This window comes from Pantoea sp. A4 (genome assembly GCF_000295955.2).
Classification (GTDB): Bacteria; Pseudomonadota; Gammaproteobacteria; order Enterobacterales; family Enterobacteriaceae; genus Pantoea; species Pantoea multigeneris.
On the sequence record NZ_ALXE01000025.1, the window covers coordinates 136420 to 153725 of the forward strand.

At 56.6% G+C, this 17306-nt stretch carries 15 protein-coding genes; 12 read left to right on the forward strand and 3 right to left on the reverse strand.

Annotated elements, in window-relative coordinates; genetic code table 11:
- Positions 1–3 precede the first annotated feature (3 nt).
- Together B880_RS0111715 and B880_RS0111720 are read left to right on the forward strand one after the other, a co-directional pair.
- Positions 4–1467: a class I adenylate-forming enzyme family protein gene (locus B880_RS0111715; RefSeq protein WP_017347602.1), complete on the forward strand. Its 1464-nt coding sequence runs from the start codon at positions 4–6 to the stop codon at positions 1465–1467.
- Positions 1464–2669, forward strand: a complete 1206-nt coding sequence (locus B880_RS0111720; protein WP_017347603.1) for a thiolase family protein — start codon at positions 1464–1466, stop codon at positions 2667–2669. Before B880_RS0111715 ends, B880_RS0111720 begins: the two co-directional genes overlap by 4 nt.
- A 14-nt stretch (positions 2670–2683) precedes the next feature.
- Here the strand turns inward: B880_RS0111720 and B880_RS0111725 are convergent, their stop codons facing one another.
- The gene (locus B880_RS0111725) at positions 2684–3463 is read right to left on the reverse strand and encodes an enoyl-CoA hydratase/isomerase family protein (RefSeq protein WP_017347604.1); all 780 of its coding nucleotides are present in this window, start codon (positions 3461–3463) and stop codon (positions 2684–2686) included.
- A 21-nt stretch (positions 3464–3484) separates the two neighbouring features.
- Positions 3485–4372 carry a LysR family transcriptional regulator gene (locus B880_RS0111730; RefSeq protein ID WP_026042596.1) on the reverse strand — a complete coding sequence of 296 codons (888 nt, stop codon included), beginning with the start codon at positions 4370–4372 and terminating at the stop codon, positions 3485–3487.
- 101 nt (positions 4373–4473) lie between these two features.
- On the opposite strand from B880_RS0111730, the gene B880_RS0111735 reads away from it, so the two are divergent.
- From B880_RS0111735 to B880_RS0111780, 10 genes are all read left to right on the forward strand, one after another.
- Positions 4474–5070 carry a short chain dehydrogenase gene (locus B880_RS0111735; protein ID WP_017347606.1) on the forward strand — a complete coding sequence of 199 codons (597 nt, stop codon included), beginning with the start codon at positions 4474–4476 and terminating at the stop codon, positions 5068–5070.
- Between the two features lie 337 nt (positions 5071–5407).
- Positions 5408–6544 carry a UDP-4-amino-4-deoxy-L-arabinose aminotransferase gene (arnB, locus tag B880_RS0111740; protein WP_017347607.1) on the forward strand — a complete coding sequence of 379 codons (1137 nt, stop codon included), beginning with the start codon at positions 5408–5410 and terminating at the stop codon, positions 6542–6544.
- Position 6545: 1 nt separating this feature from the next.
- Complete coding sequence (arnC, locus tag B880_RS0111745; protein WP_017347608.1) at positions 6546–7532, forward strand: undecaprenyl-phosphate 4-deoxy-4-formamido-L-arabinose transferase; 987 nt, start codon at positions 6546–6548, stop codon at positions 7530–7532.
- Complete coding sequence (gene arnA, locus B880_RS0111750; RefSeq protein ID WP_017347609.1) at positions 7529–9511, forward strand: bifunctional UDP-4-amino-4-deoxy-L-arabinose formyltransferase/UDP-glucuronic acid oxidase ArnA; 1983 nt, start codon at positions 7529–7531, stop codon at positions 9509–9511. The genes arnC and arnA overlap by 4 nt, the downstream gene beginning before the upstream one ends.
- Positions 9508–10410, forward strand: a complete 903-nt coding sequence (gene arnD, locus B880_RS0111755) for a 4-deoxy-4-formamido-L-arabinose-phosphoundecaprenol deformylase (RefSeq protein WP_017347610.1) — start codon at positions 9508–9510, stop codon at positions 10408–10410. Before arnA ends, arnD begins: the two co-directional genes overlap by 4 nt.
- Positions 10407–12059, forward strand: a complete 1653-nt coding sequence (arnT, locus tag B880_RS0111760; protein ID WP_017347611.1) for a lipid IV(A) 4-amino-4-deoxy-L-arabinosyltransferase — start codon at positions 10407–10409, stop codon at positions 12057–12059. Before arnD ends, arnT begins: the two co-directional genes overlap by 4 nt.
- The gene (arnE, locus tag B880_RS0111765) at positions 12056–12379 is read left to right on the forward strand and encodes a 4-amino-4-deoxy-L-arabinose-phosphoundecaprenol flippase subunit ArnE (RefSeq protein ID WP_017347612.1); all 324 of its coding nucleotides are present in this window, start codon (positions 12056–12058) and stop codon (positions 12377–12379) included. Before arnT ends, arnE begins: the two co-directional genes overlap by 4 nt.
- A complete protein-coding gene (gene arnF, locus B880_RS0111770; RefSeq protein ID WP_017347613.1) occupies positions 12376–12759 on the forward strand; it encodes a 4-amino-4-deoxy-L-arabinose-phosphoundecaprenol flippase subunit ArnF in 384 nt (127 codons plus the stop codon). Before arnE ends, arnF begins: the two co-directional genes overlap by 4 nt.
- A 230-nt stretch (positions 12760–12989) precedes the next feature.
- Entirely contained in the window at positions 12990–14858 is a 1869-nt protein-coding gene (gene bglF, locus B880_RS0111775; protein ID WP_017347614.1) for a PTS beta-glucoside transporter subunit IIABC, read from the forward strand.
- 15 nt (positions 14859–14873) lie between these two features.
- Positions 14874–16268 carry a glycoside hydrolase family 1 protein gene (locus tag B880_RS0111780; protein WP_017347615.1) on the forward strand — a complete coding sequence of 465 codons (1395 nt, stop codon included), beginning with the start codon at positions 14874–14876 and terminating at the stop codon, positions 16266–16268.
- Between the two features lie 32 nt (positions 16269–16300).
- On the opposite strand, the gene licT is transcribed toward B880_RS0111780, so the two are convergent.
- Positions 16301–17164 carry a BglG family transcription antiterminator LicT gene (gene licT, locus B880_RS0111785; protein WP_017347616.1) on the reverse strand — a complete coding sequence of 288 codons (864 nt, stop codon included), beginning with the start codon at positions 17162–17164 and terminating at the stop codon, positions 16301–16303.
- Positions 17165–17306: the final 142 nt, after the last annotated feature.

Here is a 17306-nt window from a genome sequence, read left to right on the forward strand (position 1 = left end):
AGCGTGCCCGTTCATGACAAAGTCGCCGGCTACGCACGGCAAAAACCGCACCAGATTGCCATCACGCACGATGAGGGCTGCCTGAGCTGGCAGCAGCTGTGGCGCTGGTCAGTGGCGCTGTATCAGCAGATCCGTGCCGATACTGAGCACGATCGGGTGATTGGTCTTGCCTGTGGTAATCATCTGGCTTTTGTCCCTGGCTGGCTGGCGGCTACCGCCAAACGCCATACCTGCGCGGTGTTTGACCCGGATCTGCCCGCTGCCCGGCTGGATGAGCTGCTCAGCAGAGTCAAACCCGATGAGCTGCTGCTCACGCGCGAGCAAACCACACTGGCACAACGGGCGCAGCAGCTGGATATCGCCATCCGCTATCTCGACGATTTGCGTGAACAAGAAGTGGAGGATGATGCTGAATTCTGTGCCGGGGTAAATGCACTCACGCCGTTTCTGATCAACTTCACCTCGGGCACCACCAGCCTGCCAAAAGCCTTTACCCGCCAGCGCCGCTCCTGGTGGCAAAGCCTGCGTGACGGCTACGCACTGTTTGGGCTGGGTGAGACCACCTCCACGCTGTTTCCCGGCCCGCTGTTTCACGGTATTGGGCTGTATGCACTGAATGAGGCGCTGGATGCCGGGCATCATTTTTACTCTCTGAGCAAATGGTCTGGCGCGGGCACGCTCGCGCTGTTGGCGGAGCAGAAGATTGACCGGTTGGTTGTGGTGCCAACCATGCTGGCGGCCTTTGCGGAGCTGCCTGAGCAGCCGTTAAATCAGGTGAAGCGGGTATTGAGCGCCGGAGCCAAAATGCAGTATCACCACTTTGCCAGCGCCCGTAGCCGTTTTCCTGCTGCACAGCTACAGGAATATTATGGCGCATCCGAACTGGGCTTTATTGCGGTCTCCAGCCTCACGGATGAAAACGTCGACGATCAACTCCTGACCGTAGGCGTAGCTTTCCCCGGTACAACGCTCAGCATCCGTAATCAGCAGGATGAATGTGTGGCACCCGGCGTGACGGGCACTATCTGGCTGCAAAGCCCGCAAATTTGCGGCGGCTATTTGTGGGGGGATGAAAGTCACGCGTTCCGCCACACCGCCGCGGGAGCCACGGTACAGGATCTTGGCTATCTTGATGCGCAGGGGCGGCTGGTGGTGATGGGGCGCAGCGGCGATATGGTCACGGTGGGGGGCAACAATGTCTATCTGGCGGAGATTGAGGCCGCGTTGAAAACCCTCGATGATGTGCAGGAAGTGGTGGTGCTGGCCGCAGATGACCTGCGGCTGGGGAAAAAACTGCTGGCGTTTATTCGTGGTCAGCACACTGACTTTGCTTCTCTGCCGCAGCGCAGTCGCCAACTGCTGGCGAAGTATAAAATTCCCCATCATTTTATTGCTGTTTCACACTGGCCTCTCACCGTCAGCGGTAAGATTGATCGTCGAGCCTTGTTACAGGAATTCACTCCATGAACCGCGATAATTTTCAGCCTGCCGAAGACAACCAGCCCGTGATTGTTGCTGCGTATCGTACGCCGGTAGGTCGGGCGTATGGGGCGTTATCCAGCCTGAGCCTGAGCGAGCTACTGGCACCGCTGTTCGGCAAAATAAGCGCGGATGCCCGGTTCTGCGCAGATCAGGTGGACGAAGTGATTATCGGCAATGCCACGGGCGGCGGCGGTAATATTGCCCGCCTGGCGGCGTTAAGTGCTGGGTTGCCACTGAGCATTCCGGCAGTAACGATAGACCGGCAGTGTGGTGCCGGGCTGGAAGCGGTGATGCAGGCTTGCCGTTTGATTCAGGCACAGGCCGGTGACTGTTATCTGGCTGGCGGGGTGGAGAGCGTCAGTACCGCACCGTGGCGGGTGGAAAAACCGGCCACAGCGAAACAGCTGCCGCGCTTTTTTTCCCGCGCGCAGTTTTCGCCAGAGGAGATTGGCGATCCGGAAATGGGCGTGGCGGCGGAGAACGTTGCCAGCAAGTACGGTATTAGCCGCGAACGTCAGGATGCCTTCGCGTTGCGTAGCCATCAGCGGGCGGTTGCGGCTCAGCAAAAGGGCCTGTTTAACGCGGAGCTGGTGCCACTGAGGGCGGGCGAGCAGTGGGTAAACCAGGATGAGTGTCCAAGGCCTGCGACCTCACTGGAAAAACTGGCAGCACTGCCAGCGGCCTTTGTGGCGCAAGGGAGCGTTACTGCGGGTAACTGCTGTCCGCTGAATGATGGTGCTGCACTGGTGCTGATCATGAGTCGCCGTAAGGCTCGGGAAGCGGGTTTTAGCTCTGGTTTGCAGTTTGTTGATGGTTGTAGCGCAGGGGTTGATCCTCACTATCTTGGCATTGGCCCGGTGCCTGCGACGCAAAAGCTGATGCAACGTCAGCAAATGGCCGATCTCTCCGACGTTGGGCTGATCGAGTTTAACGAGGCTTTTGCCTCGCAGGTGTTGGCTTCCCTTGATCTCTTAGGCGTCGATGAACAGCGCGTCAATCAGCAGGGTGGGGCGATTGCTTTGGGCCATCCTTATGGTGCTTCCGGGGCGATTCTGGTGACGAGGCTGTTCCACCAGCGAGCGGCGTCAGGCGAAAACAGCGATTATGCGCTGGCAATGCTCGGCATTGCCGGTGGCCTGGGATTGAGTGCGTTGTTTAAACACGTTGAGTTATCACCCACCGCGTAAAAGCGTGGCGGGGGTTAGCGTCCGCGCCACTGTGGCTTGCGGCGTTGTTGCCAGGCCTGCTGGCTCTCCTGCGCATCTTCACTCTGGGCTAACTGCATAAGTGCCTGTTCCTGCTGTTGCTGCAAGCTGCTGCGGTCGCCGTCTAAGGCGATGTTTGCCAACGCATTACAGGCCTGCACGGCCAGCGGTGCGTTAGCCGCCACCTGTTCAGCCAGCGCCAGCGCTTCCCTGGCGACATTTTCTGCGCTCACGACCCGATTGATTAAACCCAACACCTGCGCGCGGGTTGCGGAAATGGGCAGGCCAGTGAGCAACATCTCACGGGCAATAGCAGGCGGGAGCCGCGTCATTAGCCGTTCAATACCGCCACCTGCGGGCAGCAGATTGTGACGCACCTCTGGCAGCATCAGTTGGCAGCCTTCGGCGGCGACGATCATTTCGCACTGCAACGCCAATTCCAGCCCGCCCCCTGCGGCAGTGCCATTCAGGGCCGCGATCCAGATTTTACGCCGGGTCAGATACTGAAGCGGGCTAAACCCACCGTGCCGATTACGCAAGGTATCGCCGCCGTTCACCAGCGCTTCGTTGAGATCGGCCCCGGCGCAGAAGCTTTTCTCCCCTTTACCGGTCAGGATCACCACCCGCAGTGCGGGCTGTTGTTCACAGTGATCAACCACCTGCGCGAGTTCTGCCACCATCGCGGCATTATAGGCGTTGTGCTGCGTCGGACGGTTCAGCGTCACCTGCGCGATTTCCGGGCTTAACAGGGTGAATTCCAGCGTGGTCAGAAGCATACACAATCCTGAATGTGGTGTTTATAGCAGTGCCTGTGGGCACTGTTCGCTTACCCAACTGATAAAGCTGCGGTATTTGGCGCTGGCCTGAAGATCCTGTCGCCACAGCAGATGGACCGGGCGCGAATCGGGCAATTGGTCGTCCAGCAGGGTGACTAGCTTGCCTGCGGCAATATCTTCCTGCAACAGCAAATCGGATTGCAGAATCAGGCCCGCGCCCGCCAGCGCTGCCCGGCGAAGTGCCTGGCTATCGTTACAGCTGAACGTTACGCTTTCCGGCCAAATCAGCTGTTCGCCGCTGCGCCACGCATTGCGTTTGTTCCAGTTACTGTAACGCAGGCAGCGATGGCGCGGCAGGTCATCAATGGAGGCAGGGGCACCGTGTGCCGCAAGGTAGGCAGGCGCGGCGGCAATCACCATGCGATATTCACCGAGATAGCGCGCCACCAGCGGGCTGTCCGGCGGAATTTCGCCCACGCGCAAGGCAAAATCGAATCCCTCCGCCAGAAGGTCGACAAAACGATCGCTCAGGGTGAGTTCAATCCGCACTTCCGGAAACTGCTGCTGAAATTCACTGCACAGGCGGGCGACCACACAAGCCCCTAATGTGAAGGGGGCGCTGATGCGCAGGCTGCCTGCCGGGAAACGGCGCAAGCTGCCGATTCGCCCCTCTGCATTGCGCAGCGCCTGAAGCATCGCCTGGCTCTCCTCGTACCATGCCTGTCCCGCTTCTGTCAGTGTCTGGCTGCGAGTATTGCGCTGCAACAGCCTCACCTGTAGCTGTTGTTCCAGTTGGGCTACGCTTTTGCCCACCATCACCGCTGAGATCTCCAGCTGTTTTGCCGCCTCGGTAAAACTGCCTCCTTCCACGACCGCGACAAAAATCTCCATAGCACGCAGTTTATTCATGATTGCAAACCAAAAGTTAGGAATGACTTAATAGATGGCCTGTTTTTCTCGGGATTGCAATACGAGAGGATGGATTCACACCCATTCAGGAGGATTTTAAGATGAAAGTGATCATTATTGGTGCCAGCGGCACCATCGGAAAAGCGGTCGCTGAGCAGTTACAGGCAGACCACGAGATCATTCGCGTGGGGAAAACCCAGGGCGATTTTCAGGTGGATATCACCGATGAAGCCAGCGTGGCTGCACTGTTTGCCCAAACTGGCAAGGTCGATGCGATTATCTCCACCACCGGCGGTGTGCACTATGGCCCGCTAAGCGAAACCACTACCGAGCAGTTCAACAGCGGGTTACAGAACAAGCTGCTGGGCCAGGTGCGTCTGGTGCTGTTGGGGCAGAAAATCCTTAATCCTGGCGGATCGTTCACCCTGACCACCGGCATTTTGGCGCAACAACCGATCCGCACCGGGGTGAATGCCACAGCGGTCAACGGGGCGCTGGAAGGCTTTGTGCTGGCAGCGGCCAATGAGCTGCCTGGACTGCGCATTAATGCCGTCAGTCCTACTGTGCTCACCGAGTCATTGGGTAAATATGGCGCTTTCTTCCCGGGGTTTGAAAGTGCAGATGCTAAGCGCGTGGCACTGGCCTATCGCCGCAGTCTGGAAGGCATCGAAACCGGCAAAGTGTATCGCGTCTGGTAGTCCCCTACACGGGGATCCGTGCCCTGCGGCTCCCCGCTACAGTTAAACCCATCATCAATCAATCGCATAATTCCCGCCATATTCACTACAGTTTAATGTTCCCTTAAGGTTTGTGATTTACCCTTCACGCATCAAAACCATCCAGAGGTGCTTAAGATTTTTCTAAGGTATTTCTAACGGTAAAGCGCAGTAATTATTGATTACATATTGAACTTTCATTTAGCTTTTGTTGAGCTTTATAAAGGTTTGTTCGTCATAACAAAAAAGACCCGGCTGGCTTTTGCTGTGCGCACTTTTTGCTAAAATTATCGACGTCAAATATTAAGGAATCTTTACAATGCCATTCCTTCCCTTTTCGCGCCCTTCACTGGGTGAGTTAGAACTTGAAGCGGTAAAAACGGTATTTGCTTCCGGTTGGATCACCACCGGGCCAAAGTGTGCGGAGCTGGAAAAAGCGTTTTGTCAGCTTACCGGCAATCAGCACGCCATTGCAGTCAGTTCGGCGACCGCCGGTATGCATGTCACCTTAATGGCGCTGGGCATTGGGCCAGGTGACGAGGTGATTACCCCCTCACTGACCTGGGTTTCGACCCTGAATATGATTACGCTGCTCGGCGCAACGCCAGTCATGATTGATGTTGATCGCGATACGCTGATGGTCACGCCAGAGCAGATTGCCGCGGCCATCACCCCGCGTACTCGTGCCATTATTCCGGTTCACTATGCTGGCGCTCCTGTTGATCTGGAGCCGATACGCGCCCTTGCCCAGCAGCAGAATATCCCCCTGATTGAAGATGCCGCTCACGCCGCCGGGACTTACTACCAGGGCCGTCACGTGGGCGATCGCGGTACCGCAATCTTCTCCTTCCACGCCATTAAGAATATGAGCTGTGCTGAAGGCGGATTGATCGTCACCGATGATGCCGCGTTGGCAGACAAAATCCGCAGCCTGAAATTCCACGGTCTGGGCGTCGATGCCTACGATCGCGATACCCACGGACGCCAGCCGCAAGCGGAAGTCATCACTCCCGGCTTTAAGTACAACCTGCCGGATATCAGCGCGGCCATTGCGCTGGTGCAGCTCTCACGGCTGGAGCAGATCAACCAGCGGCGAGCCGCTATCGCCCAGCGTTACCTTGAAGGCCTGGCGGACACCCCGTTTTTACCGCTGACGCAGCCGGAATGGCCGCATCAGCACGCATGGCACCTGTTTATTATCCGCGTAGATGAAGCCCGCTGTGGCATCACGCGCGATGCACTGATGCAGGCGCTAAAAGCACAGGATATTGGCACTGGCCTGCATTTCCGTGCTGCACACACCCACAAGTATTACCGCGAGCGTTACCCGGATCTGTCGTTGCCCAACAGCGAGTGGAACTCTGCACGTATCTGCTCGATCCCCTTGTTCCCTGATATGAGCGACGATGATGTTGAACGCGTTATTGCGGCGCTCCGCCAACTGGCCGGAGTCTGACATGTTAAATGAAAAACCGATTGAAAAGATTTCGGTGGTGATCCCGGTCTATAACGAGCAGGAGAGCTTGCCGGAACTGATCCGCCGTACTTCAGAGGCCTGTGAACGGGTCGCTTTACAGTATGAGATCGTGCTGATCGATGACGGCAGTCAGGATCGTTCGGCGGAGATGATCGATGCGGCCGCCAGCGAACCGGGCAGTCATGTGGTTGGGGTACTACTGAATCGCAACTATGGCCAACACTCGGCGATCATGGCGGGCTTTAGCCACGTCAGCGGGGATCTGATCATCACACTGGATGCCGATTTGCAAAACCCACCGGAAGAGATCCCGAACCTGGTGGCTGCGGCGCAGCAGGGGTATGACGTGGTCGGCACCGTGCGTCAGAACCGCCAGGATAGCTGGTTCCGCCGTCGCGCTTCTCGCACCATCAATCACCTGATTCAGCGCGTGACCGGTAAAGCGATGGGGGATTACGGCTGCATGCTGCGTGCCTATCGTCGTCACATCATTGAGGCGATGCTCAACTGCCACGAACGCAGCACGTTTATCCCGATTCTGGCAAACACCTTTGCCCGTCGCACCATTGAACTGCCGGTTACCCACGCAGAACGTGAGTTTGGTGAATCGAAATACAGTTTCATGCGCCTGATCAACCTGATGTTTGATCTGGTCACCTGCCTGACCACCACGCCACTGCGCCTGCTGAGCGTGGTCGGCAGCATGATTGCGCTGGCCGGTTTTGCTTTTGCGCTGGTGCTGCTGGTGTTGCGGTTGTTCCTGGGGTCTGAGTGGGCCGAGAACGGCGTGTTCACGCTGTTTGCCGTGTTATTCATCTTTATTGGTGCGCAGTTCGTCGGTATGGGACTGCTTGGCGAGTATATCGGCCGAATTTATAACGATGTGCGGGCGCGCCCGCGTTACTTCATCCAGCGTGTGATTAACCCACAACAACAAAAGCTGTCCGTAGAGGAAACTGAGCAATGAAAACTGTCGTCTTCGCCTATCACGATATGGGCTGTGTGGGCATTACTGCGCTGCTGCAAGCCGGCTATACCATTAGTGCCATTTTTACCCATGCGGATAATGCCGCTGAGAATCACTTCTTTGGCTCAGTTGCCCGTCTGGCGGCGGATCACGGCATTCCGGTGTACGCGCCGGAAGAGGTTAATCACCCACTGTGGGTTGACCGTATTAAAGCGTTGCAACCTGATGCGATCTTCTCTTTCTACTACCGCAACTTGTTGAGCGACAACATTCTTAACAGCGCGAAGCAGGGCGCATTCAATCTGCATGGCTCACTGCTGCCGAAATACCGTGGCCGTGCTCCGCTGAACTGGGCGCTGGTGAACGGTGAACGCGAAACCGGTGTGACACTCCACCGTATGGTGAAGCGCGCGGACGCAGGCGAGATCATGGCGCAGCAACGCGTCGCGATTGAAGAAACCGATAATGCACCCTCCCTGCACCGTAAGCTGCTCCAGGCCGCTGAAAGCCTGCTGGCGCAGAGCCTGCCAGCGCTGAAACAGGGCGAATTGCACGGTAAGGCGCAGAACGAAGCTGAAGCCACCGTGGTGGGGCGTCGCATCGCCGAAGATGGCCGTATCGACTGGCAGCAGCCAGCGCAAACCATCAATAACCTGGTTCGCGCCGTGACAGACCCGTGGCCGGGCGCGTTTGCGTTTGCCGGTACGCAGAAATTCATCGTCTGGCGTGGCAAAGTGCAGGCGGAAAATAGCCAGGCACGCGCAGGCACGGTGCTGTCGGTTGATCCTTTAGTGGTCGCCTGTGGTGAAGGTGCGCTGGAGATTCAAACCGGGCAAACTGAGAACGGCGTCTACATGAACGGTGTTCAGCTGGCGCAAAGCCTGGGTCTGGTGCCGGGCGCACTGCTCTATTCACAGGCGGTCGCGGCCATTAAACGTCGCACGCGCGTGCTGATCCTCGGTGTTAACGGCTTTATCGGTAACCATTTGACCGAGCGCCTGTTGCAGGATGATAACTTCGAAGTTTACGGGCTGGATATCGGCTCTGATGCGATTAGCCGTTTCGTTGGGCACAACCGCTTCCACTTCGTTGAAGGTGACATCAGTATTCACTCTGAGTGGATCGAGTACCACATCAAAAAATGTGATGTGATCCTGCCGCTGGTGGCGATCGCCACGCCGATCGAATACACCCGTAACCCGCTGCGCGTGTTTGAGCTGGATTTCGAAGAGAACCTGAAGATCATCCGCGACTGCGTTAAATACCAGAAGCGCATTATTTTTCCATCCACTTCCGAAGTGTACGGCATGTGTACAGACAGCAACTTCGATGAAGATCACTCCAATCTGGTGGTGGGGCCAATCAATAAACAGCGCTGGATCTACTCGGTTTCGAAGCAGCTGCTGGACCGTGTGATCTGGGCTTACGGTGAAAAAGAGGGGCTGCGCTTTACCCTTTTCCGTCCGTTCAACTGGATGGGGCCGCGCCTGGATAACCTTAATGCGGCGCGCATCGGTAGCTCTCGTGCGATTACCCAGCTGATCCTCAATCTGGTGGAAGGCTCACCGATCAAACTGATTGACGGTGGCCGACAGAAACGCTGCTTTACCGACATCAAAGACGGCATTGAAGCGCTGTTCCGTATTATTGAAAACCGCAATAGCAACTGCGACGGGCAGATCATCAATATCGGTAACCCGGAAAACGAAGCCAGCATTCGTGAACTGGCGGAGCAACTGCTGGCGAGCTTTGAGCGCCACCCTCTGCGCGATCGCTTCCCACCGTTTGCCGGTTTCCGTGAAGTCGAGAGCAGCAGCTACTACGGCAAAGGCTATCAGGATGTTGAGCACCGCAAGCCTTCCATCCGTAATGCGCGCCGCCTGCTGGAGTGGAAACCCGATGTGGCCATGGAAACCACTATCGACAATACCCTTGATTTCTTCCTGCGCACGGTTGAGCTGCAGGATGAGCATCAATGAAAAAAATCGGTCTACGCATTGATGTAGATACCTGGCGTGGCACGGCTCAAGGCGTGCCCGCGCTGCTGACGCTGTTGCGCCAGCATCAGATACGCGGCAGCTTTTTCTTCAGCGTGGGACCGGACAATATGGGACGCCACTTGTGGCGTCTGATAAAACCGCGCTTCCTGTGGAAAATGCTGCGCTCGCGCGCCGTCTCGCTGTATGGCTGGGATATTTTGCTGGCAGGCACCGCGTGGCCGGGCAGGCAAATTGGCCAGGGGCTGGCGGACGTGCTGCGTGCAACAGCGCAGGAGCATGAAGTCGGTCTGCACGCGTGGGATCACTTTGCCTGGCAAACCTGGGCGGGCGTCTGGTCTGAGGCGCAGCTGCGCCAGCAGATTGAACGCGGCCATGAGGCGCTAGAGGCGATCATTCAGCAACCGGTGCGCTGCTCAGCGGTGGCGGGCTGGCGGGCGGATGCTCGAGTGGTCGCGGCCAAACAGCCTTTCGCCTTCCATTACAACAGCGACTGCCGTGGCACCACGCCTTTTCGCCCCCTGCTCGCCAACGGTCACGCGGGTACTGTACAGATTCCGGTAACGTTACCGACCTGGGATGAAGTGGTGGGGCAGCAGGTCAGTGCACGGGATTTCAACGATTTTATTCTCGCAAAAATGCACGCCGATACCGGCACACCGGTGTATACCATCCATGCTGAAGTGGAGGGGATCAGCGGGCTGGCGGCATTTGATGAGCTGCTACAGCGCATGGCGGCGGAGGGGCTGACCTTCTGTCCGTTGATTGAGCTGTTACCGCAGGATATCAGCCAGCTCCCGTTAGGGCAGATTGTGCGCGGCGAAATCCCAGGGCGCGAAGGTTGGTTAGGCTGTGAGCACATTACAGGTGAGTCTGCATGAGTAAAGCTGCTAAGGGGACGCTGCTCGGCGTCCTTTTTGTTCTCTATTATCTGCTGCCCTTAGCGTTTCGTGACTTATGGCAGCCAGATGAAACCCGCTATGCGGAGATCAGCCGTGAGATGTTACAAAGCGGCAACTGGATCGTGCCGCACTTCTTCGATCTCCGTTATTTCGAAAAACCGATCGCCGGTTACTGGATCAACAACATTAGCCAGTGGATCTTTGGTCACAACAACTTTGCCGTACGCTTCGGATCGGTATTCTGCGCCAGTGTCAGCGCCTTGTTGATCTACTGGCTGGCGCGTCGCCTGTGGCAGGATCGTGCTACTGCGCTATTGGGTGCGGTTATCTTCCTGACGTCGTTGCTGGTGTATGCCATCAGCACCTATGCGGTGTTGGACCCGATGCTACTGCTGTGGCTGACTGCGGCGATGTGCTGTTACTGGGGAGCCACGGAAGCACGCAGCCGCGCTGGGCGGTTGGGTGGGTTTGTCCTGTTTGGTTTTGCCTGCGGTATGGGCTTTATGACCAAAGGTTTTCTGGCGCTGGCGGTGCCGGTACTGGCGATTGTGCCCTGGGCGCTGATGAGCGGGCGGATGAAACAGCTGATCTGCTATGGCCCGCTGGCGATACTCAGCGCCGCAGCCATCAGTGCGCCCTGGGCGCTGGCGATAAACCAGCAAGAACCGGACTTCTGGCACTACTTCTTTTGGGTTGAGCATATCCAGCGCTTTGCCGAAAAAGATGCGCAACACAAAGCGCCATTCTGGTACTACCTGCCGGTGCTGATTGGCGGCACCCTGCCGTGGCTCGCCTTCTTGCCAGGGGCATTAAAGCAGGCATGGCAGCAGCGTCAGGAACAGCGCGGTGGGTTGTATTTACTGAGCTGGGTGGTGATGCCACTGCTGTTCTTCAGCGTGGCAAAAGGCAAGTTACCGACTTACATCTTGCCTTGTTTCGCCCCGCTGGCACTGCTGTTAGCGCATTATGCTCGCCATCTGACCGGGACTGCGGTATTACGCTGGAACGGCTGGATTAACCTGCTGTTTGGTGCGCTCACTGCGGCGGTGGTACTGGTGGTGCTGGCCCCCTGGGGCGTAACGCATCGCCCGGTTTATCATGAGAATGAAGTCTGGCGAGTGGTGCTGGCGGCAGCGGCATTTCTGGGTTGGGCGTTGGTGGGGTACTTCACCCTGCGCCAGCCGGAAAAACACTGGAAACTGGCAGCACTTTGCCCGCTGGTGTTGGCGTTAGTGGTGGGTTCAGCCATTCCTGAGAAGGTGCGGGATTCGAAGCAGCCACAGGAATTTGTGGCGGCTACGGCGAGCCATCTGGCTGGCAGCCGCTATATCCTTGTGAACAATCCGGGCGTGGGATCAGCGGTGGCCTGGCATCTGCAACGCAGCGACATTATGTTCTGGTCGCAGAAAGGGGAGATCGAGTATGGCCTCGGCTATGCGGATGCAAACGGCCGGTTTGTCTCAACGCAAGAGTTCCCTGGTTGGTTAGCCACACACCGCAAGCTGGGTAAGGTGGCGCTGGTGCTCCTGTTGCCATCGGATAAGGACCTGGCGGATTCGCTGCCCAAAGCGGATTACCACTACCGCCAGGGGCGCTTTGACTACCTGCAATACGATCAAACGCCATGATGTGGCTGTTGATTGTGTTGGTCAGCCTGCTGAGCTGCGCGGCACAACTTTGTCAGAAACAGGCGGCGCACAGCGTTCAGCGCCGCCTGCTGTTGCGCTGGCTGGCGTTAAGCGTGCTGTTGCTGGGTATTGGCATGCTGATCTGGCTGGTGGTGCTACAGCGTGTGCCGGTGAGTGTTGCTTATCCGATGCTCAGCATTAACTTTGTGCTGGTGGCGCTGGCGGCGCGGATTATCTGGCGCGAACGGCTGAACGCGGTGCAGCTTTTTGGCACGTTGCTGATTGTGGCCGGAGTGGCGTTGATGGGAGTGCATGTGTGAAAGGCTATCTGTTAGCGCTTTGCAGCGTGCTGCTGGTGACGCTGGCGCAGCTGTTACTGCGCCATGCGATGACGCAACTGCCGGACGTGATGTCCCTCTCTTTGCTGCTGAGTGCCTTGAAAATCAGCTTCAAACCGCTGTTGCTGCTGCTGGTAGGGTTTCTGGCTTATGGTTTGTCGATGCTGTGCTGGACGCTGGCGTTACGTTCAGTGGCGTTGAGCCGCGCTTATCCGCTGCTCAGCCTCAGCTACGTATTGGTGTGGCTGGCGGCGATTAGCCTGCCTGGTTTTCATGAAGCCTTTAGCTGGACTGCGTTGGCCGGTATGGTGCTGATTTTGACTGGGTTGGTCTGTATCTGCCTGCCACGTCGGCCGGTGTGAGCGCCGGGAAAAATTCGATCTCGCTCGCAGTTTTGCATTAATGCCCAAGGAGGGGGTTGTTAATTTCCCGGCAAGAGAGCCATCATAAACGCGATTAAGGATTGTTACTGGTCGCAGGCAAAACCTGAATCACACCCCACTCGTTTACCCGAGTAGGGCGTGATTCAGGTTTTTTTTTGCCTTCAATCCGTAACGGCATCAAGACGTGTGGCATTGATGGGAGTGTGCTTATGAAGTATCAACAGCTGGCCGATGAGATCATTGCCGGAGTAGGTGGCAGAGAGAATGTGCTGAGTGTGGTGCACTGCGCCACCCGCTTGCGTTTCAAGTTGCAGGATGACACCAGGGCGCAAACCGAGGCACTGAAAGCCAATCCGGGCATTATTATGGTGGTGCAGAGCGGCGGGCAGTATCAGGTGGTGATCGGTAATCACGTCAGTGAAGTCTATGCACAGCTGGTGGCAAACCATAACGTGGGACAGGAGGGTGAACCCGCCGTTGCGGTTAAAAAAGAACCGCTGTTCGCCCGCTTTATCGATATGGTTTCCGCCATTTTTACCCCGTTTATCGGTGTCATGATCGCCTCAGGTATCATTAAAGGCCTGTTAGCGCTGGCGCTGGTGCTCGGCGTAATGCGGCCAGAGACCGGCACTTACCAGCTGCTGTTTGTCGCCAGCGATGGCCTGTTCTACTTCCTGCCCATTTTGCTGGGCTACAGCGCGGCAAAAAAGTTTGGTGGCAATCCGTTTGTGAGTATGGCCATCGCCGCGGCACTGGTGCATCCGATGATGATTGCGGCGGTGGACCAGAAAGCGTCGTTGCGCTTTCTCGGTATCCCACTGGAGATCCTGAATTACAGCTCTTCCGTTATTCCCATTGTCTTTGCTGCCTGGGTCGCCAGCCGCATCGAATCCTGGGTTCATCCGCGAACGCCTGGGGCAGTGCGTAATTTCACTACGCCGCTGATATGCCTGATGATCACCGTGCCACTCACTTTCCTCGCGATTGGACCTGCGGCCACCTGGCTGAGCCAGATGCTGGCGCAGGGCTATCTGCTGGTGTACAGCCTGAGTCCCGCTATTGCCGGTGCCGTGATGGGCGCTATCTGGCAAGTCTGTGTGATGTTTGGCCTGCACTGGGGGCTGGTGCCGATCATGCTGAATAACCTCGCCACGCTGGGCCAGGACACACTACTGCCACTGCTGATGCCGGCGGTGATGGGGCAGGCGGGGGCAACGCTGGGTGTGATGTTACGAACCCGCGACATCAAAACCAAAGCCATGGCCGGTTCAGCTTTTTCTGCCAGCCTGTTTGGTATTACGGAACCGGCGGTCTATGGCGTGACGTTACCGCAGCGGCGACCGTTTATTTTGGGTTGTCTTGGTGGCGCGCTGGGGGCTGCCGTACTCGGTTTCTGGCACACCACCATCTACTCATTTGGTTTCCCGAGCGTGTTTACCTTTATTCAGGTGATTCCGGCGAGTGGCTTTGATACCAGCGTCTACGCGGCTTTTGCCGGTGCGGCGATCGCGCTGGTGTTTGCCACGCTCACCACCTGGGCATGGGGCTGGCCGGCTGAAAAACCTGCACAGCCAGCGGTGGCAGCGGAAACCTCCGAAGTCAGTGCAGCGGCACCCCTGATGCAAAAAGATGTGGTCTACAGCCCGATGAGCGGCAGCCTGCTGCCCATTGAACAGGTCGCCGATGAAACCTTTGCCAGCGGATTACTCGGCAAAGGTGCCGCGATTGTGCCCACCTCAGGCCGGGTCGTCTCACCCGTAAATGGCGTGGTCTCTTCGCTGTTCCGCACCGGTCATGCCATTGGCCTGACGGCAGATGATGGCACTGAAGTGTTGATTCATGTCGGTATAGACACGGTGAAACTGGATGGCCAGTTTTTCACGCCGCGTATCGCGACCGATGACCGCGTTGCGGTGGGCGATCTGCTGCTGGAATTTGACATGGTTGCCATTCAAGACGCGGGCTATGACCTCACCACTCCGGTGCTGGTCAGCAACAGCGACGACTACATCGATGTATTAACCCTCACCTCTCATTCCGTAACGGCCTGTGCGCCGTTGCTTAGCGTGCTGAAGTAAATAAGGAGCCAGAGTATGAATAAGCGTTTCCCGGATAGCTTTTTATGGGGCGGTGCTGTCGCCGCAAATCAGGTCGAAGGGGCTTACCAGACCGACGGTAAAGGCCTGTCTACCTCAGATTTGCAGCCACAGGGGATTTTTGGTCAGCGCGTGACGCGCACCGAGGGTGATTTTGGCATTAAGGACACGGCGATCGACTTTTACCACCGTTTCCCGGAAGACGTTAAGTTGTTTGCCGAAATGGGCTTTACGGTGCTGCGGACGTCCATTGCCTGGACGCGCATTTTCCCCGAAGGGGATGAAGCCGAGCCTTGCGAAGCCGGGCTGGCCTATTATGACCGCCTGTTCGATGAAATGGCGAAGTACAATATCCAGCCAATGGTTACGCTTTCGCACTATGAAATGCCGTGGGGCTTGATCAATAAATATGGTGGCTGGGCCAGTCGCACCACCATTGACTGCTTTGAACGTTACGCGCGCGCAGTGTTCCAGCGTTTCCAGCACAAGGTCAAACTGTGGCTGACGTTTAATGAAATCAATATGTCGCTGCACGCCCCGTTCACGGGTGTGGGTTTGCCGGAAGAGAGCGATCAGCAGGCGGTTTATCAGGCGATCCATCATCAGTTAGTAGCGAGTGGCCGGGCCGTGAAAGCCTGTCATGAGATTGTGCCTGAGGGCAAAATCGGCAACATGCTGCTTGGCGCATTGCTCTACCCGTTAAGCTGTCGCCCGGCAGATGTAATGGAGACGCTGCAACAGAATCGTGAATGGCTGTTCTTTGGCGATGTGCAGGTGCGCGGTCGCTATCCGGCCTACATGAAACGCTTCTTTGCTGAGCGCAATATCAGCCTGCAAATCAGTGACCAGGATCGGCTCGATCTGCAAAATCCTGTCGACTACATCTCTTTCAGTTACTACATGACCGGTTGTGTCACCACTAACGAAGAAGAGAACCAGAAGGCACGCGGCAATATCCTGTCTATGATCCCTAACCCGCATCTCGCCAGCTCTGAATGGGGATGGCAGATCGATCCGGAAGGGCTGCGTATTCTGCTTAACCTGCTGTATGACCGTTATCAAAAACCGCTGTTTATTGTGGAAAATGGTCTCGGAGCGAAAGACACGGTGGAAGCCGATGGCAGCATCAATGATGACTATCGTATTCAATACATTAACGACCACCTGGTTCAGGTGCGTGAAGCGATTGAAGATGGCGTTGAAGTGCTGGGCTATACCAGCTGGGGGCCGATTGATCTGGTGAGCGCCTCCAAAGCGGAGTTTTCAAAACGCTATGGCTACATCCACGTTGACCGTGACGATAGCGGCAACGGTACGCTGGCGCGTACGCGCAAGAAAAGCTTCTTCTGGTATCAGCAGGTGATTAGCACCCACGGCGAATCGCTGAGCTAACGGTACGGTGCCGCACTCCGGTGCGGCGCTCTTTAGGCTTCGTCATCTTCAGTTCGCAGGGAAAGCGTCTCTTTCCGTACGCGTTCGATATGAATCGTGAGAAACATCCGCTCTTCACCTGACAGCGCATACGCGTATTTCTGCTGAATATGCTGGTCGATTTTCACGCTGCACGCATAGGCAAGCGGATAGCGATCGCGCACGACGTCATGCAGTGACTGATCGTCGCTGTCGACGCCGCGCTTGCCTAACATCCGCTGGGCAAAGAACTTCAGGTGGCTGACAAAGCGGTTATAGCTCAGGCTCTCCAGCCGGTAATCCAGCGCCAGGCGATACTTCACAATATGCAGTATCTCCTGCATAAACTGAGTAATGTGCGAAACATCGGACATATTGCTTTCTAGCTGCGCATTGACCAGATGCAGGGCGATAAATCCGGCTTCATCTTCCGGTAGGCGTATGCCCACGCGTTTCTCGATCAGGTCCAATCCTTCCAGGCCGAGTTGATACTCCGCCGGATAGAGCGTTTTGATTTCCCACAACAACACGTTGCGAATCGGTAACTGCTGCTTATGCCGTTCAAGGGCAAAATGGCAGTGATCGCAAAGGGCTACTGACACACTTTCATGCAGCTTATTACCCAGCTGCTGCCGCGCGCGGTCAATAATCAGTTCACAGGTGGTGATCACCTCCAGCGGGATTTCTGCCAGTAACTCACTCAACCGTTGCGTGAGCGCGTGGTTTTGCAGGGTGAATGTCTTCTCAATCAACTGCGGATCAAGCTCATCGCCCACCCGTTTCTGGAACGCCAGCCCACGTCCCATCACGACCTGTTCTTTTTGCTGTGGGTCGAGAATGACCACAACATTGTTATTCAGTATCTTCGCGATCTTCATGACATACCCTGAAAATAAAAAAACCTGACCCCCCGCCGAAGCAGGTGTCAGGTTTTGCCTGTGGAAACACAGTAACAATCCGCGTCTATAGTAATCTGCTGGTGGCTAACAGCAAGCGCCTGAAGCGCTAAATGTGACGCAA

Coding starts and splice junctions, on each gene's coding strand:
- B880_RS0111720 (WP_017347603.1), top strand. CDS start 1,464: ATGAACCGCGATAATTTTCAGCCTGCCGAAGACAACCAGCCCGTGATT.
- B880_RS0111725 (WP_017347604.1), bottom strand. CDS start 3,463: ATGCTTCTGACCACGCTGGAATTCACCCTGTTAAGCCCGGAAATCGCG.
- B880_RS0111730 (WP_026042596.1), bottom strand. CDS start 4,372: ATGAATAAACTGCGTGCTATGGAGATTTTTGTCGCGGTCGTGGAAGGA.
- B880_RS0111735 (WP_017347606.1), top strand. CDS start 4,474: ATGAAAGTGATCATTATTGGTGCCAGCGGCACCATCGGAAAAGCGGTC.
- arnB (WP_017347607.1), top strand. CDS start 5,408: ATGCCATTCCTTCCCTTTTCGCGCCCTTCACTGGGTGAGTTAGAACTT.
- arnC (WP_017347608.1), top strand. CDS start 6,546: ATGTTAAATGAAAAACCGATTGAAAAGATTTCGGTGGTGATCCCGGTC.
- arnA (WP_017347609.1), top strand. CDS start 7,529: ATGAAAACTGTCGTCTTCGCCTATCACGATATGGGCTGTGTGGGCATT.
- arnD (WP_017347610.1), top strand. CDS start 9,508: ATGAAAAAAATCGGTCTACGCATTGATGTAGATACCTGGCGTGGCACG.
- arnT (WP_017347611.1), top strand. CDS start 10,407: ATGAGTAAAGCTGCTAAGGGGACGCTGCTCGGCGTCCTTTTTGTTCTC.
- arnE (WP_017347612.1), top strand. CDS start 12,056: ATGATGTGGCTGTTGATTGTGTTGGTCAGCCTGCTGAGCTGCGCGGCA.
- bglF (WP_017347614.1), top strand. CDS start 12,990: ATGAAGTATCAACAGCTGGCCGATGAGATCATTGCCGGAGTAGGTGGC.
- B880_RS0111780 (WP_017347615.1), top strand. CDS start 14,874: ATGAATAAGCGTTTCCCGGATAGCTTTTTATGGGGCGGTGCTGTCGCC.
- licT (WP_017347616.1), bottom strand. CDS start 17,164: ATGAAGATCGCGAAGATACTGAATAACAATGTTGTGGTCATTCTCGAC.